The 16,180-nt window shown below is 68.1% G+C and carries 6 protein-coding genes; 4 read left to right on the plus strand and 2 right to left on the minus strand.

All coding sequences use genetic code 11. The features are described 5' to 3' along the window. Position 1: 1 nt before the first annotated feature. Positions 2–730, minus strand: coding sequence for a siderophore-interacting protein (locus tag A6A29_RS32380; protein ID WP_073725677.1), 729 nt, complete (start codon positions 728–730; stop codon positions 2–4). A gap of 197 nt (positions 731–927) precedes the next feature. Beyond that, complete coding sequence (locus A6A29_RS32385) at positions 928–2,532, minus strand: CehA/McbA family metallohydrolase (protein WP_198953439.1); 1,605 nt, start codon at positions 2,530–2,532, stop codon at positions 928–930. A gap of 205 nt (positions 2,533–2,737) precedes the next feature. On the opposite strand from A6A29_RS32385, the gene A6A29_RS32390 reads away from it, so the two are divergent. The 4 genes from A6A29_RS32390 to A6A29_RS32405 all read left to right on the plus strand — a co-directional run bounded on the left by A6A29_RS32390 (position 2,738) and on the right by A6A29_RS32405 (position 16,122). Continuing rightward, positions 2,738–3,583, plus strand: a complete 846-nt coding sequence (locus A6A29_RS32390; protein WP_073726494.1) for an LLM class F420-dependent oxidoreductase — start codon at positions 2,738–2,740, stop codon at positions 3,581–3,583. Between the two features lie 329 nt (positions 3,584–3,912). Further along, complete coding sequence (locus A6A29_RS32395) at positions 3,913–5,409, plus strand: integrin alpha (RefSeq protein ID WP_241838744.1); 1,497 nt, start codon at positions 3,913–3,915, stop codon at positions 5,407–5,409. Between the two features lie 44 nt (positions 5,410–5,453). Next, complete coding sequence (locus A6A29_RS32400; protein WP_143197121.1) at positions 5,454–9,032, plus strand: LamG-like jellyroll fold domain-containing protein; 3,579 nt, start codon at positions 5,454–5,456, stop codon at positions 9,030–9,032. Positions 9,033–9,138: 106 nt separating this feature from the next. Further along, entirely contained in the window at positions 9,139–16,122 is a 6,984-nt protein-coding gene (locus A6A29_RS32405; RefSeq protein WP_143197122.1) for a polymorphic toxin-type HINT domain-containing protein, read from the plus strand. The last annotated feature ends 58 nt before the right edge of the window (positions 16,123–16,180 follow it).

The raw sequence follows: 16,180 nt of genomic DNA on the forward strand, positions 1-16,180 counted from the left end.
CTCAGGGGCGCCAGTACCCCAGCGCCTGCACCCGGTCCCTGGGCAGCCTCAACTCCTTACGGGCGTACGCCGCCAGGGTCCGGGTGGTCGACGTGTCGCAGGCGATCCAGACGTACGCGTCGGAGGGGTCGGCGCCCAGCAGCCCCGGCAGTGCGGCCTTCACCTCGGCCACCAGATGCGCCCCCGCGTCGCGGCGCGGGACGCGGTGCAGGGTGTGGTGGTCCGGGTCGACGCGGAACGGAAGCCGCTCGTCGGACGCGTGTGCCGTCTCGAACCAGACCGTCGCCGGGGTCTCCGGGACCGCGTCCAGCAGGGAGTTGACCGCGGGCAGCGAGGCCGCGTCGCCGATCACGAAGAGCCGGCCGGGCTTCGGTTCGGGCAGGGTGAATCCGGTGCCCTGGAGCGTCGCGTCGACCGTGTCGCCGGGCTTCGCACCGCGCGCCCAGTTGCTCGCGGGCCCGTCGTGCAGGGCGAATTCGAGGCTGAACGTCCCGGCCGCCGGGTCGGGGTCGACCAGTGTGTACCCGCGCTGATGCGGCTTGCCGCCCTGTTCGAACCACACCCTGACCCACATCGTCGGGTGCGCGCCGCCGGTCGCGGCCAGCAGCCCGCCGTCGGTGAGGTGCACACGGCGGAAGGTGTCGGTGACCTGCTCGGCCCCGGTCACGGTGAACGTGAAGTCACGCCCCCGCATCAGCTTGAGGACGACGCCCTCCCAGCCGTGACCCATCGCTTTCCCTGCCCTCTGCTGTCCACCGGTCCGCACGGTTTGCCGATCAGTGATTTAGGTTGGTTAGGCTAACCTAAATTGTGAGGGCTGGGGAGTGGCCGGAAGCACCAGGTCCGCAGCGATCCGGCCCTCGGCGAACCGGCCGCCCCCGGGCGTTCCGGACTGCCCCGACGATCCCGTACCGACGATCCTGCCCCTCAGCCCTCGTCGCCCAGGAACGCCGGGTTGGTGAGGGCGGCGAGCGGGCCGGGCAGCCCCGGCACGGAGGCCGGGTGCCGGACCTCCGCGCGGACGTACGCCGCGTACGCCGGAGTCGTACGCCACTCCACGGCGCCCGCCCCCGACGCGGGCAGCGCGGTCGTGAACAGCGTGCCCTGGTCGGTGACGAAGTGCGCCGTGCAGCCGGGTGCCCCCGTGACCTCCAGCCGCACGGTGACGGGGGTGTCCGCGTCGGCCCGCAGCCGCTCGCCGATGCCCGCGTGCTGGCCGCGCCCGCCGGAGGCGCCGAAGGAGAGGGCGACGGCGGAGGACTCGGCGACATACGAGTGCCCGGCCCGGATACCAGCGGTGATCGCCTGCCGGGACAGCTCCTCGGCCAGGACGACCGTCTGCGGCAGCCCCACCACGTCCGGCTCACGGTGGGCGTCGCTGCTGCCCATGGCCGGAACCCACGGCTTCGACGCCCGTACGGACGCGACGAGTGCGTTGTCCCACTCCGCGAGGGAGATCTCGTCCTCCGGGGTGTACGGACCGTTCCACACCTCGACCGCGTCCGCCTCGCCGAAGCCGAACTTCCAGTGGCAGCCGATGCAGGTGGCGTGCGGGTGCGCGGGCACGACCAGACCTCCGGCCCGGCGGACCGCCCTCGCGTAATGGCCGAAGCGGTTGTCGCGCGCCCGGTAGCGCCAGTCGACGAAGGTGCCCGGATCGGTGCCGAGCGCGACCACGTGCCCGTTGCGGGTGGTGATCTCCTCGCCGGTGAGGATCAGCAGGTCATCGCCCCACAGGCCGCCCCAGGCGCCGTGCGCGGAGGTGGTGTTGTGCTCGCTGCTGTTGATGAAGTCGAGCCCGGCGGCCCGCGCGGCGGCGGCGATCTCGGCCGGGGTGCGACGGCCGTCCGAGTGCACGGAGTGCAGATGGCAGTCCCCCCGGTACCAGGCCCTGCCGCGCCCCTTGGCCCGTTCGGGCGGGTACACGGGCCTCGGCGTGGTCCCGGAAGGGCCGAAGCGCAGCTTGACCGTCACCTCGTAGGGGAGCCCTTCGGCGGCGACGGTGTACGGCCCCAGCGCGATGTGCCAGGTCCCGGCCCGTACCGGACCTGCGAGATAGCCGGGGGTCGCCTCGTCGGCCCGGAGGAAGAAGGCGGTACGCGCCCCGCCGGACCAGCCGCGGAACCCGCGCCCGCCCGGCTCCGTACCGCGCTCGTCGAAGATGCCGATGTCGAGGGCGTTGCCCTGGGTACCGGCCGGAACGGGCGTCTTCGTGTACGTGTACGAGACGGCGATCTCCCGCACGCCCCGCGGGACTTCGACGGGCAGGTAGACGAAGTCGGGCGACCCGGTGGGCAGGGTCCCGCGCACGGTCCTGGTCCGTTCGCCGTCCGGGGTGTCCTCCGTGCCGCTGCCGTCGGAACTGCCGTCGGATGCCTGGGCGAAGCTCACAGGTCCCAAGGCTAGAGCGGTGACGGCCGTACCGAGCAGAAGACCGCGCCTGGCGATCGGGGGCTGCGGGTCCTGCGGGTCCTGCGGTGCCTGTGCGGCCTGTTCGGCCTGTTCGGTCTGCGGGGTGTGCGATCCGGTCATACGAGGGGCTCCCCGGGTGTGGTGAGGGACGAGGGCGACGTACTCGGACTCTGGTATTGGGCCGTGAACTCCACGGAAACGGAAGAGGAGTTGCGGCCAAGGTGTCGGGGAGGACGCGGGGCGCGACGTCCGGCGCGATGCTCGGCTTTCGGAGCCGTACCGCATACGTTGGGGCCGTCAACGGACGACGACGGAGGTGTTCTCGATGCGGATCGCCACAACGATCTTCCTCACCGATGAGACGGTCACGCCGGTCAGGCTCGCGCGCGAACTGGAGCAGCGGGGATTCGCCGGGCTGTATCTGCCCGAGCACACCCATATTCCGGTGAGCAGGGAGACCCCCTACCCGGCGGGCGGCGAGCTGCCGCCGGAGTACGGCCGCACCCTGGACCCCTTCGTCGCCCTCGGCCAGGCCGCGGCGGTGACCGAACGTCTGGCGCTCGGCACGGGCATCACCCTGGTCGCCCAGCACGACCCGATCGACCTGGCGAAGCAGATCGCCACGCTCGACCACCTCTCCGGCGGCCGGTTCACGCTCGGCGTCGGCTTCGGCTGGAACGTGGAGGAGGCCGCGGACCACGGGGTCGACTGGTCGACGCGGCGGGAGCTGGGTCGCGACCGGATGGCGCTGATGCGGGCCCTGTGGGCGGACGAGCCGACGGCGTACGAGGGCGAGTTCGGCTCGGTCCGGGCGAGCTGGGCCCACCCGAAGCCGGTCCAGCGCCCGCGCGGCCCGGTGAACGGCCCGCGCACCCTGATCGGCGGCGCGGCGGGCCCGAAACTGTTCGCGTCCATCGCGGAGTACGCGGACGGCTGGCTCCCGATCGGCGGGCGCGGCCTGACGGAGTCCGTGCCGAAGCTGCGCGAGGTCTGGGAGGCGGCGGGCCGGGACCCGAAGCATCTCCAGGTGGTCCCGTACGCGGTCCTGCCGAGCCCCGGAAAGCTGGCGCACTACGCGGACCTGGGCATCGAGGAGATCGTGCTCCAACTGCCCCCGGCGGGCGAGCCGGAGGTGCTGCGCGTACTGGACGCGTGCGCCGCGTATCTCTAGGGGAGGGCCGGTCACTGTTCCTTCGTGATTCCTCCACAGGGAAAGTTGTCATTCTCGGAGTGTGTGATCATTTCGGAGCAACTCTCCGATTGGTCGTGATCATGGAGCAACCTGCGGGTTAATGCGGGTATGCAGAGGGGGCAGCTTCCTGCATATGGAACTTCCTGTGGGTCTCCAGGGCCCCTGACGCCCGTCTTTGCCTCTACTTTGCTGTTGCGGTCTTCACGAGACCGTCATCCATGTGGAGACAGCTGGGGGCTGTTGTGTGGGTTAAGGAATTCCGGGGTGGGGAATGGATCGCCTGGCTCGCTGTAGCCGGGTTCGTAACGGTGGCGATCTACGCACTGGGCACGGGGCGGGCCTTTGCGGCAGCACCCGAAGCGGTCGTGGCGTGCACCGCCGCGGAGTCGGACTTCAACGGTGACGGACTGCGCGACACCGCGATCGCCGACCCCGACGCGACGGTGGGCGGCAAGGCGCTGGCCGGCACGGTCACGGTCGTGTACGGCGGCGACGCCGGAGTCGTTCAGCTTCATCAGGACCTGGCCGAAGTGCCTGGTGCGGCAGAGGCGGAAGCGCGGTTCGGCAAGGCGCTGGCTCACGCCGACCTGAACGGCGATGGCTGCGCCGACCTGGTGGTGGGCGCTCCGTACAAGGACGTCGGTACGGCACGGGATTCGGGCGCTGTCTATGTCGTCCACGGCGCACCGGGTGGACTGGGCACGGGCTCGGCGTCCCTCGCGTATGACCAGACAGGAGTGACAGCCTCCGAAGGGCCGGAAGCGGGTGACCTGTTCGGCTACGCGCTCACCGGCGGTACGACGTCGACGAGCCAGCCGTTCCTTGCGATCGGTGCGCCGGGCGAGGACGTCGGGAGCATCATGGATGCTGGCAGCGTCCATTATCTGAGCGGCAAATCCCTCGCCAATGTGGTCGTGACACAGGCGAGCACGGGTGTTTGGGACAACCCCGAGGCCGGAGACCGCTTCGGTGCGGCTCTGGCCTCGACGGACCGGTATTTCGCAGTAGGCGCACCGGGCGAGGCCATCGGCACGGAGGTCTTCTCCGGCGCGGTCCTGGTTTTCAGCCCTTCGCTTAATACGTCAGGTGTTCCGGATCCCGTCTTCGGATTCGCCCAGTCCGCGACCGCGGGCTCCGACACCTCGGCTGAGGCGTATGACCGCTTCGGCACTTCGCTGGCCATGGTGGCCACCCGCGCGGGTACGGAGACCACGCCACTGGGTGCCCAGCTTGCCGTCGGCATACCTGGCGAGGACATCGGCAGCATCACGGACGCGGGTGCCGTCGGCCTGTACCGGGTGAACCCGGACAAGACGCTGGTCACCGTCGAAGCCCTCGTCCACCAGGACCTGGCCGGTGTGGAGGGAGACGCGGCAGCCGGGGACTTCTTCGGGCAACAGGTCGCGCTGGTCAACACCGCGCCAACGGCTGTGGCCTCGGGCAGCACGGTCAAATTCGCCGTTGGGGTCCCCGGCAAGGAATCGGCCGCAGGGGCCGAACACCTGGACAAGGGGGGAGTCCAGATCTTCCCGGCCCAGGCCGACGTGGGCACCTCCGACGAGTGGATCGACCCCGGGTGGGGCATCCCGGGTGTTCCGGAACACCAGATGTTCGCAGGCAGCAGCCTCGCGGGCACACCGCAGGCACTGCTCGTCGGAGTGGTCAACCCGGCAGGCAGCACACCGGGGGCCGTGTACGCCTTCGACTGGTCGGTGGCGGGCGGCGGCGCCCCGGCCCGCACTTTCGTTCCGGGCGAGGGCGGTATCCCCGCGGGCGGAACGGCGTTCGGGTCGGTGATCCGGTGACTGGCAAGGGCAGAGAAGGCAGGCTCCGAGGTGGGGACGTGACGGTGAAGACGCGTAGTGCGGGCAGCCGGGCATGGCGGCGGGGGACGCTGATCGGCGTCATGACCGCAGTGCTCGCGACGGGAACGGCTGCGGTGCCCGGCGGCCGGGAAGAGGCAGTTGCCGCAGCCCGGGACGGGCTGGTCGAACGAGCGACCGCGTCAGGTGAGGCGGAGACGGAGCAGGTCGCCCAGGCAGCGGCCGGGGCGAGCGGCGAACCCGTCGAGGTGACCGGGCTCCGTCAAGAGCGACGTGACGTGTTCGCCAACCCGGGCGGGACGTTCACCGCGCATGAGTACACCCAGCCGGTGCGCACCCGGCGCAGCGGCACCTGGGCCGATGTGGACGACACCCTGGAACAACGGGCGGACGGTTCCTGGGCGCCCAAGGCGGCCACGGTCGACGTGCGGTTCTCGGGCGGGGGTGACGGGCCGTTCGCCCGCATGGGGCGGGCCGGACGTGAGTACGCGCTGACCTGGCCGGGCGGAAAGCTGCCCGCACCGAAGGTCAGCGGCAACGCCGCACGGTACGAAGAGGTGCTTCCCGGCGTCGACCTCGCCGTGCGCGCGGAGACCGAAGGCTTCGCCCACTATTTCGTCGTCAAGAGTGCGGCGGCAGCCGCCAACCCGGAACTCGACAGCATCGACCTCGGACTCTCCAGCAAGGGGCTGAAGATCGAGGAGACCACCGGCGGCGGCATGCGGGCGGTCGACGCAGCCGTCGGCGGCACGGTCTTCGAGGCGGCGAAAGCGGTGATGTGGGACTCGGCGCCCGCCGCCACGCAGTCATCCGAACCGACCGGTCGTACAACGCGCCCCGCAACCCCACGGGCGAGGCTGGATGTGTCCGAAGCGGGCCGGAAGGCGCCTGTCGGCACCACCGTCGGCAAGGACCGGATCACGCTCACCCCCGACCTCGGCCTGCTGCGAGGCAGAGACACGGTGTATCCCGTGGTGGTCGACCCGATCCCGAAGACCACGAACCGTACGGCCTGGTCCGGTGTGATGTCCGGGATGCCGTCCGAGCAGGACTGGTCGTACTCGGGCAGCTCGGGCATGGGCAAGTGCCCCATGGACTACAGTCCCGCGAGCTGTGCGGGCATCGGCGTGCGACGACTGCTGTTCACGTTCCCCATGACCGCGTACAAGGGCAAGCAGATCCTCAACGCCCAACTTTCGGCCAGGGTGGAGCACGTGTACTGGGCGGATGCCCGTGCGGAACCGGTCGACCTCTACCGCATCGGTGGCAAGAACCGCACCATTACATCAGGAAGCAACTGGTCCAACACCAAGGACGAGTGGAGCGACTACCTCCTCACCCTGGACAAGAAGATCTCCCCGACCGGCTGTTCCAGCGGTGCCAACCTGAACTTCAGCGGCGGCGAGCTGGTCACCGAGGTCCAGACCGCGGCGACAGATGCCTGGACGAGTATGTCCCTCGGGCTGCGGGCCAAGGACGAGTCGGGCTACGGCGGCTGGAAGAGGATCTGCGGCAACAGCTTCCTGAAGATCGAGTACAACACGCCGCCCAAACAGGTCGACTACAAGCTCATGTCGTCGAACCCGGGCGGGAAGTGCGTCTGGGGCGCCGCACGCCGCTACACCAACGTACTGCCGCTACTGCGGGCGGAAGCGCGGGACCCCGACCACACATCGACGCAGACCGACCAGGTGAAGATGCAGTTCGAGCTGCGCTGGAAGGACTCCGCCGGGGTGGAGCGTATCCACACGGGCGAGACTTCATACAAGTCGCCGAACGCGGGGACGTACTTCAGCTATCAGGTGACTCAGCAACCGGCCGGACAGCCGCAGATCCCGCAGGGTTCGGTCATCTACTGGTCGGCCAGAGCCTCGGACGGCGATGCCTGGGGCCCCTGGAGCGCGAGCGGCGATCCGGCCCAGAGGTGCGAGTTCATCTGGGACAGCACCGTGCCGAAGCCCCCGGTCATCTCCTCCGTGGCGTATCCGGAGGACGAGCAGTGGCACCACGGGGTGGAGACACCGGGGAAGTTCACTTTCAAAGCCGCGGACAAGGACGTGAAGGAGTACCGGTACGCCTTCGACGACGACCCGGTCAAGACTGTCACCACGACGGCCGGCGCGGCGGTCACGCTCGAATGGACGCCCACCCGGGCGGGCCGGCACTCGGTGACGGTCGAGGCGTTCGACGGGGCCAACAACTCCAACCTGGTACCGGCCATGCATGAATTCCTGGTCACGGACGGCAGGCAGGCGACCGGACAGTGGAATCTGGCCGATGAGGCGGGCAGTACGCAGGCGCACGACGAGACCGGCCGTCATCCGGCGGTCGCGGGAACCGGTGTGACGTTCGAGAAGTCCGGACCGGGCGGAACGGCCGACAGCGCGGCCGCCTTCGACGGCACCACGAACGCGTACCTGGACTCCTGGGGCACCATCACGGACACCGGGCAGAGTTTCACCGTCAGCGCCTGGGTGAAGCCTGCGGCCCTGGACCGTGACATGGCCGTCGTCAGTCAGGACAGCACCGGTGAGCCGGGCTTCGTCCTCGGCTACGACGCGGTCGAGAGAGCGTGGGAGTTCTCCACGCCGGACATGGATGTCGAAGCCATGAGCCAGTGGCGAGCCGTCGCCTCGGGCATCGAAGTCAAGCAGGACGAGTGGGTACTGCTCACCGGGGTCTTCGATGCCAAAGCTGCCTCCGGCCCCGAGCTTCGTATCTATGTCAACCATCAGAAGGCGGGGGTGGCCCGCCGCTACACCACCTGGTCGTCCGTGCGCAGTCTCCAGATCGGGCGGGTGCTCGCCAAGAGCGGGTATCGCGACCACTTCCAGGGTGACCTGGCGGAGGTCAGGGTCTTCGACCGGGTCCTGCCCGACTCCCAGATCGGGCAACTGCTGACGGTAAGGACGCAGCGGAGGGCGTACTGGCCGCTGGAAGGCGCAACGGACGGCAGCGCGGTCAACGTCCAGGCGGGCGGTCAGCCGCTCACCCTGAACGGTGACGCGGCCATCTACACCCCGGCCACCGTCGAGGACGATGCCGCCCTGGCTGACCACGGCAACCTGACACTCGACGGTACGGGCGACTGGGCCGCGACCGCGGCACCCGTCGTCACGGCGGCCGACAGCTACACGGTCGCCGTACGTGCCAAACTCACCACGTTCGACGCGGAGAAGACCCAGACCGTGCTGTCCCTGCCGGGACAAAACGCCGACCGGGTGGCCGTGCGCTATCAGCCCGCCACCGGGCTCTGGGAGCTCGTCGTCACTGACGCGGATACGGCGGCGGCGAAGGTCACCACGGTTACCGACGAAGAGGTCCTCCCCAGTACGGATTCCGGTGGGCAGCATCTGGCCGTGGCATTTGACGCCTTCACCCACGAGGTACGTCTCTTCGTGGACGGGCGAATGACCGCGACCGCAACGGGCTTCGACCACACCACCTGGCCCTCCAGCGCCGGCTTCCAGGTGGGGCGCTCGGCACAGGCCGGCGGCAGTGACTACTTCGCGGGCGCCATCGACGAGGTGCGCGTCTACGGCGGAGCGGCGGACCCGATCTCGATCATCCGGATGAACGTGCCGACCGGCGATCCGGACCTCTAGGACCCGTGGGGCGGCGGGATCCGGAAAGCGGATCCGGCCGCCCCACCGCCACAACGCTTCTCAACCGACCCCGGACCGACCGAATGCTGCCCTGCGGAGTTGCCTGATGTCTATGCGTGGCCGTCTCCTCACCCCCCGTATGCCCAGGCGTACGGGCGGCGCCATTGTGCTGGGCCTGGCCCTCGCCCTCACGGCGAGCGCCGCCCAGGCTCTGCCCGCACTGCCGGAGGAGGCCCGGCTCCCGGGCCTCACCGCCGACGAGTCCGATCCGGTCCGGGGCAAGGATGCCAAGGCGGCGTCGCGTCCCGCCGACCCTGCGAGGAAGGCGGCCACCAAGCGGCTCAGCCCCGTTGCCTGGCCTAAGCAGGGCAGCACGGAGATCGCCGTCTCCACGACACCACTCCTCCTCTCCGGCCGTGCGGCAGGAGCCTCACCCTCCGCAGGCACTCTGCCCGGAGGCATACCGATCTCCGTCGCTCCGGCCGGGGCGAGGCCGAAGCCCGCTTCCGGGCCGGCGCCGACCAAGGTGAAGGTCTCCTCCCTCGGCCACCGGGCCGCCCAGAAATGGGGAAGCGCGGCCCTCCTCACGGTGGAGCGTTCCGACGGGCTCAAGAAGTCGGGGGATGTCGAACTGACCCTGAACTACTCGGCGTTCGCCGATGGAGCCGGAGGCGCCTACGGTTCGCGACTTCAGCTGATCGAGCTGCCTTCCTGCGCGGCCACCGCCGGTCCGGGCAGTGGTTCGTGCAAGGCCACGCCCAAGCCTCTCCGGTTCGAGAACAACAACGGCGAGCAGACGCTGACCGCGCGCGTCGCCGCGGCTCCGGCGGCGGCGGACGGCAGCACCGCCGTGTACGCGGTCGCGGCCGGTGACTCCTCGGCCAAGGGGGACTACAAGGCCACCAGCCTCGCGCCCTCCGCGAGTTGGTCCGTGGCGTCGTCCTCCGGCGGCTTCTCCTGGGACTATCCCCTGCGGGCGGTTCCCACTCCGGGTGGGCTGACGCCCTCGGTGGGGATCGGTTACTCCTCCCAGTCCGCGGACGGGCGAACTGCGGCGACCAACAACCAGGGGTCGTGGATCGGTGAGGGCTTCTCCTACGAGCCGGGATTCATCGAGCGTGCCTACAAGCCGTGTTCCGAGGACGGTCACGAGACTTCGGCGGAACAGTGCTGGGCCTTCGACAACGCCACGATCATGCTCAACGGCATGTCCGGCCAGCTCCTCCAGGATGACAAGACCAAGAAGTGGCACCTTTCCTCGGACAGCGGGGCCAGGATCGAGAAGACCGACGCGGCCGCCGCCGGCTACCCCGTGGACAACGGCGACAACGACGGGGAGCACTGGAAGCTCACCACCACGGACGGCACCGAGTACCACTTCGGCCGCAACAAGCTCCCCGGCTGGACCACGGGCAACGAGCAGACGAATTCCACCTGGACCGCACCCGTCTTCGGCGACGACTCCGGCGAGCCCTGCTACAAGGCCACGTTCGCCAGCGCCCACTGCCAGCAGGCATGGCGGTGGAACCTCGACTACGTCAAGGATGTCCACGGCAACGTCATGTCCTACTACTACGGGGCGGAGAAGAACCGCTACGCCCTGAATGGCAAGACCGACGTCAACGGCACCGAGTACGACCGCGGTGGCTACCTCAAGCGCATCGACTACGGCCAGCGTGACGGCGCGGTGTACACGGCCAAGGCCCCGGCCCGCATCGAGTTCGAGACGAAGGAGCGCTGCCTGCCCGACGCCGACTTCGACTGTGCTGAGAGCAAGTTCACCGTGGCCAACGCCGCACGCTGGCCGGACACTCCGGTCGACCGGTACTGCAAGGCGGCCACGAAGTGTTCCCTCGCCCAGTCCAGTCAGACGTTCTTCACGACGAAGCGGCTCGTGGGTGTCACCACCCGGATGAGTACGGGCACCGGGGCGGCCGACTACAAAGATGTGGATGCCTGGACGTTCATCCACTTCTTCACTGACAACGGCGACCAGACGAAGACGCTCTGGCTCTCCAAGATCGACCACGAGGGCCGGGCGAACCACCTGGGTCAGGGCAGTGCCCCGGTCAAGCTGCCATCCGTAGTTCTCCGGGGCGTCCACCTGAAGAACCGCGTCGACAGCGACACCGACAATACGGATGCCATCCACCGGTATCGCATGATATCCGTGCTGAGTGAGACCGGTGCCCAGCTGGACGTCACCTACGCCGACGCTGACTGCACGGCGTCCGCGTTGCCCAAGCCCGGGGAGTCCACCAAGCGGTGCTACCCGGTCGTCTGGGCCCCGCCCGGAACCATAGAGCCCCGTACGGACTGGTTCCACAAGTACGTCGTCAAACAGGTCGAGGAGACGGACCGTACCGGCGGTGCGGTGGATCGGGTCACCCGGTACGACTACCAGGGGAACGCCGGCTGGCGGCGCGGCGAACCGGACGGAATCACCGATGAGAAGTTCCTGACCTGGGGACAGTGGCAGGGCTACGGAAAGGTCTCCGTCACCAGCGGTGACCGCCAATCCATGAAGTCGCGCATCGACTACACGTATCTCCAGGGCCTGGACGGCGACAAGACGTCCGGTGGGGGAACCCGGTCCGAGAAGGTCAAGGACTCAACCGGTGTCGAGTACACCGGCCACAAGGAGTTCACGGGCTTCGAGATCGAAGCTCAGACGTTCAACGCCGGCGAGGTGGTCTCCAAGTCCCTCAGCGAACCCTGGAAGCACGACACGGCCACTCAGACCCGGTCATGGCTGACGAGTCACGCGACTGTCGTCAAAGCCAAGTCCAGCAGGGGCTACACCGCACTGTCCGCAGGTACGTGGCGCACCACGAAGTCCGTGTCGTACTTCGACCTCGACAGTCCCAACGTCCGGTTGAACCGGACCGAGAACTTCGGGGACCTCGCCACCGACGAGGACGACACCTGTACCCGGCTCTGGTACGCGGACAATGCCGGACTGAACCTGTACGAACTCCCCTCGCGCAGCGAGGCCGTCACCGTGGACTGCTCGGCGACTCCTGACCGCAAGACCGCTGTGCTGGCCGACGAGCGAACGCTCTACGACGATGGGGCGTTCGGCGCGGCGCCGGTACGGGGCCTTCCCACTCAGACGGAGCGCCTCACTTCGCACAACGGGTCCACGGGCACCTACCAGGTGACCGGGACCACGCAATTCGACGCGCTCGGCCGTCCCACGTATCAGGAGAACGCCGAGAGGTACTGGACCCGGACCGCATACACCGACGTCAACGGGCTGATCTCCAAGACCAAGGTCACCAATACGCTCACGCAGTCCACCACGACCGACTTCGCTCCCGCCTGGGGCTCGTCGACGGGCCAGACGGACCCCAACGGCAAGCGCACCGACCTCGCGTACGACGCCCTGGGCCGCCTGGCCTCCGTGTGGCTGGCGGACCGGCCGAAGTCGCAGACGCCGAGCGTCAAGTACTCGTACAACGTCCGCCAGGACAAGGCGGTCGTGGTCAAGACCGAGAAGCTCGACAACGACTATACGTACGGGGCCGAGTACCAGTTCTACGACAGCCTGCTGAGGCCGCGGCAGCTCCAGACCCAAGGAGCGGGCGGGTCCCGAATGGTCGGTGACGTCTTCTACGACGGCTCGGGCAACATCAGGAAGACGAACGCCACATACAACGCGGCCAAGCCTGCCAACGATGAACTACTGATCGTGGGCGACGGTGAGGTCGGCGCCCAGACCCTCACCGAGTACGACGGCCTGGGCCGCGCCACTGCGGATATATTCCAGGTCGCCGGCGTCGAGCAGTGGCGTACCAGCACGGTGTACGAGGGAGACCGTACCCATGTCGACCCGCCCGTCGGCCAAGCGCCGACGACATCGTTGACCGACGCGTCCGGCCGGCTCACGGAGCTGCGGAAGTACCACGGTTCCGCCCCCGACCCGTCCGGCCCCGGTACGCAGTACGACGCGACGAACTACGCGTACACCAAGGCCGGACTGCTGGAGACCGTCACCGACTCCCAGAAGAACATCTGGCGGTACGAATACGACCAGCTCGGCCGCAGGACGGTGGCCATCGACCCGGACGCCGGCAAGACGACGACGGAATATGACGGTCTCGACCGGCCGGTGGTGACGGTCGACGCCCGCAACAACAAGGTCTCCACCGTCTACGACGGGCTGAGTCGGCCGCTCTCCACGTGGTCCGGAGACGCGCTGAGCGGCACGAAGCTGACCGAGACCAAGTACGACAAGCCCGGATGGGTCGGCTACGCCTGGGCGTCCTACCGGTACACCAGCCCGACGGAGTCGTACGCGTCGGTGATCCAGGGCATGGACTCCCTCTACCGGCCGGAGAAGACGGCGTACACCGTTCCCGATTCGGAAGGAGCGCTCGCCGGTGCGTATGTCTTCACGACCACGTACAACAAGGACGGAACAGTCCAGGGCCAGGGCATGCCCGGGGCGGGAGCCCTCACGGGTGAGGCCATCGCCTACACCTACGACGAACTGCAACGCCCGGTGTCCATGAAGGGCAAGACCCCATATGTAGCGGACACCGAGTACACGAAGACAAGCGCACTGTTGGGCCTGGTTCTTTCGACCGGCCAGGGCAAAGACGTCCAGCAGTCGTACGACTACGAGCGTGGCACGGGCCGCATGACTGCGGCGAAGCTGAACGTTCAGGACGCGGGACCGGTCAGATATTCCCAGTACAGCTACGACCAGGCCGGAAACGTCCTGGCGATCTCGGACAAGGCAGGGGCGTCCCCGGACGTCCAGTGCTTCGCGTACGACGGGGGACAGCGGCTGACGGAAGCCTGGACGCCGTCGGCCACGGAAGCCGAGGCGACGGGCTCGGGTACCAAGGGCAGTGAGCTCAACGCAGGCACTCCGGCGGCATGTACGGCGGCGCCGGGCGAGAAGAGCCTCGGCGGACCGGCTCCGTACTGGAAGTCCTACGAGACCGACGCCATAGGCAACCGTACGAAGGACGTCACCCATGACGTCGGCGGGGACGCGACCCGGAACGTCACGCGCCACTTCACGTACGGAGAGAACGGCGCGGGTCCGCATGCGGTGACCAAGGTGGTGGAGAACACCCCCACCGGCGACCGGCAGTCCACCTTCGGCTACGACGACTCCGGCAACACCGTCAAGCGGACCATCGGCGGGAACCCCCAGGATCTGGAATGGGACGGCAGCGGTGACCTGATCAAGTCCACGGAGGCGAACGGCGACGAGACCGGATACGTCTACGGTGCCGACGGCAACCGTGTCCTGAGGCGCGACGCCAAGGCGACCACTGTTTACCTCCCCGGCATGGAACTGCGCCTCGCCAAGGGCTCCACCACGGTCCAGGCCACCCGGTACTACAGCTATGCCGGCCAGACGATAGCCGTCCGCCAGAACAACAACGAGCTGTCGTTCCTCGCCTCCGACCACCATGGCACCGGCGAGTTCGCGATCAACGCGACCACGGGCGCGGTGACCCAGCGGCGCTTCGATCCGTATGGGGTGGCGCGTTCGGAGCCGACCGGGGCATGGCCCGGTGAGAAGGGATTCGTCGGCGGCACGATCGACGAGCAGACCGGACTGACACATCTGGGAGCGCGCGAATACTCCCCGGATATCGGGAAGTTCATCTCCGTCGACCCGGTGATCGACTACACGCGGCCCGAGCAGATGAACGCGTACAGCTACGCGCACAACTCGCCGGTGACGCTGTCCGACCCGGACGGGCTTTTGCCTTGCGCGCCGGGCGTAGGACCATTCGGGAACTCATGCGGCAACCCGTGCGGTATGTACTGTTCGGGAGGCTCCGCCGAGGCAGAGGCGGAGGTGACGACCGCCCAGGGCAATGAGAACGCCGCCAAGGCCCAGCAGGGGCAGGCGAAGCAGCGGATCAAGCAGACGGCCAAGGCCCTCGTCAAGATCGTCAGGGACCTGATCGGCGTTGATGCGGCACTGGACTGTTTCTCCAGCGGCGACTTGGGCGCGTGCGGCGAGACACTGCTGAACGTGGCGGGGAGCTTCGCGGGAGGCCTGGCCGGCAAGGTCCTGGCCAAGTACGGCGTTCCCTGGAACTGGAACAAGGGCTACAAGCTCGCCAAACGGGTGGTCGGTCTGGTCGACGACCTCATCGGCGGTGTCAAGGACCTGATCAAGTCGTCCAAGGCGGTCGGCAAGGCCCAGGAGGCTCTGGCTGTAGCGAGGGCCAAGGCCAAGGCCGCGCTGGGCAAGATGAAGAAGGACCCAGGGTCCTGCGCGGTCCCGAACCACAGCTTCCTGCCGGGCACCAAGGTCCTGCTGGCCGATGGCTCGAAGAAACCGATCGAAAAGGTCGAGCTCGGTGACCTGGTCGTCGTCACGGATCCGGAGACCGGCGAGACGACGACCCGCGAAGTCGTCGCCACCATCGTCACCGAGGACGACAAGCACTTCGTCGACCTGACGATCGCGCCGGACAAGGGCGCGGAGGCCACCCTCATCTCCACCACGACCCACCCGTTCTGGGTCGAGTCGGAGAAGGCATGGATCGAAGCCGGTGACCTGAAGCCGGGCATGGAACTCCGGACGGCCGAAGGCGACACGGCGAGTGTCGAGGGCATCCGGCGCTTCGACCAGCGGCAGCGCACGCATGACCTGACTGTCAGTGACGTCCATACGTACTATGTGGTGGCGGGGGCCACGCCGGTCCTGGTCCACAATTGTGGCGGCCAGGTGGAATACGGTGGCAATGAACTCAGCCAGGCCGTCATGCAGGAACGACTGAAGACGGGAAACAAGCTCAATAATTTTGCGGCGGTGAGGTACACCGACGCAGATGGGGCTTCGCAGATTGCGGTCGCAGTCTCGTCCAAGGGGCCGGGTAACCATGCGGAGCGTAAGTTGCTCAGAGAGTATGGGGATTCGATCACCGAGGCTTATTCGGAATTCCAGCCGTGCACTGGGTCGAATAAGTGCCGCAGTAGGCTAGCCGAGGCCGGCATACCAACGACGTGGACTTGGGGTTGGACCACCTCAGCCGAGGGCTCCGCTGCAAGATCCGCCAAGGGTAAAGCAGTGACTTCGATGTTCCGGGATGCCATATCGGGCAACTGGTAAGGTAGTTCCAATATTACGGTTGGCCCGCCGCCCATCTGGGCGGCGGGCCAACCGCTTA

The sequence above is a fragment of the Streptomyces sp. TSRI0281 genome, from assembly GCF_001905125.1.
Classification (GTDB): Bacteria; Actinomycetota; Actinomycetes; order Streptomycetales; family Streptomycetaceae; genus Streptomyces.

Bases quoted from the DNA above. Each gene is read 5' to 3' on its own strand.
- A6A29_RS32385 (WP_198953439.1), bottom strand. From the start codon at position 2,532: ATGACCGGATCGCACACCCCGCAGACCGAACAGGCCGAACAGGCCGCA.
- A6A29_RS32380 (WP_073725677.1), bottom strand. From the start codon at position 730: ATGGGTCACGGCTGGGAGGGCGTCGTCCTCAAGCTGATGCGGGGGCGT.
- A6A29_RS32405 (WP_143197122.1), top strand. From the start codon at position 9,139: ATGTCTATGCGTGGCCGTCTCCTCACCCCCCGTATGCCCAGGCGTACG.
- A6A29_RS32390 (WP_073726494.1), top strand. From the start codon at position 2,738: ATGCGGATCGCCACAACGATCTTCCTCACCGATGAGACGGTCACGCCG.